The organism is Pseudoalteromonas sp. SR45-5, assembly GCF_014163565.1.
Lineage (GTDB): Bacteria > Pseudomonadota > Gammaproteobacteria > Enterobacterales > Alteromonadaceae > Pseudoalteromonas > Pseudoalteromonas distincta.
In genome coordinates this window covers 1-1,175 of sequence record NZ_JACJDN010000907.1, presented here as the reverse complement: position 1 = coordinate 1,175, position 1,175 = coordinate 1, and the positions used below count along the sequence as shown (strand labels likewise).

Annotated in this window: 1 protein-coding gene and 1 pseudogene; both read left to right on the top strand. The window is 43.5% G+C overall.

Going from position 1 to position 1,175, the window contains the following annotated elements; all coding sequences use genetic code 11:
• A pseudogene (locus H5072_RS21395) lies at positions 1-75 on the top strand (DUF416 domain-containing protein); the annotation flags it as partial.
• A gap of 38 nt (positions 76-113) precedes the next feature.
• Complete coding sequence (tsaD, locus tag H5072_RS19990) at positions 114-1,127, top strand: tRNA (adenosine(37)-N6)-threonylcarbamoyltransferase complex transferase subunit TsaD (protein ID WP_165744224.1); 1,014 nt, start codon at positions 114-116, stop codon at positions 1,125-1,127.
• The last annotated feature ends 48 nt before the right edge of the window (positions 1,128-1,175 follow it).

The following is a 1,175-nucleotide window of genomic DNA, read 5'->3' as shown; positions in this document are numbered from 1 at the left end:
ACCTCTGATAGCGTAAAGGCACTTAAAAAGTTTGCCCTTGAAGATGGCCAAACAAATATTGGTCTTACGTTATAAAAGAAGCAAAGTAGAATTTAAAAGGCAGGAGAAGTACAGTGCGAATTTTAGGCATTGAATCGTCATGTGATGAAACGGGTATTGCAATATATGATGACGAAAAAGGCTTGTTAGCTCATCAATTATACAGCCAAGTAAAAGTACACGCTGATTACGGCGGTGTAGTGCCGGAACTTGCATCGCGCGATCATGTTCGTAAAACATTACCACTTATAGATGCAGCATTTGCGCAAGCAGGTTGTGGCCCTGAAGATTTAGACGGTATTGCTTATACTGCAGGCCCAGGTCTAGTTGGTGCATTATTGGTAGGTACGTCTATTGGTCGCTCATTAGCATACGGCTGGGATATACCTGCGGTAGCAGTACATCACATGGAAGGGCATTTACTTGCTCCGATGCTTGAGGAAAATACCCCTGAGTTTCCGTTTATTGCATTGCTTGTATCGGGCGGTCATACCATGATGGTTAAAGTAGCAGGTATTGGACAATACGAAGTACTAGGTGAGTCAGTTGATGATGCCGCAGGCGAGGCCTTTGATAAAACGGCTAAGTTACTTGGTCTTGATTACCCCGGTGGTCCACGCTTAGCTAAAATGGCCGAACAAGGCGTAGCAAAGCGTTTTGTATTTCCTCGCCCTATGACCGACAAGCCAGGACTTGATTTTAGTTTTAGTGGTTTAAAAACAGCGGCATCAATCACGATTCGTGAAAATGACGACGACGATCAAACCAAAGCTGATATAGCGCATGCATTTCAAACGGCGGTTATTGATACGCTCGTTATTAAGTGTAAGCGTGCGCTTAAACAAACAGGTATTAAGCGTTTGGTCATCGCCGGTGGTGTGAGTGCAAATACACAGCTTCGACTGCAGCTTGAACGCGTAATGAAGGGTATGAAAGGCGAAGTGTTTTATCCGCGTACTGAATTTTGTACCGACAATGGTGCAATGATTGCTTATGCCGGAATGCAACGTTTAAAAGCAGGGCAATTTGCCACGCTTGATATGAAAACAAAACCTCGTTGGCCTATAGATAGCCTTGAGCCGATTTAATGACTCATATTTTAGATATTTTTGTTTTCATCGGTGGGTGCTTTTTTA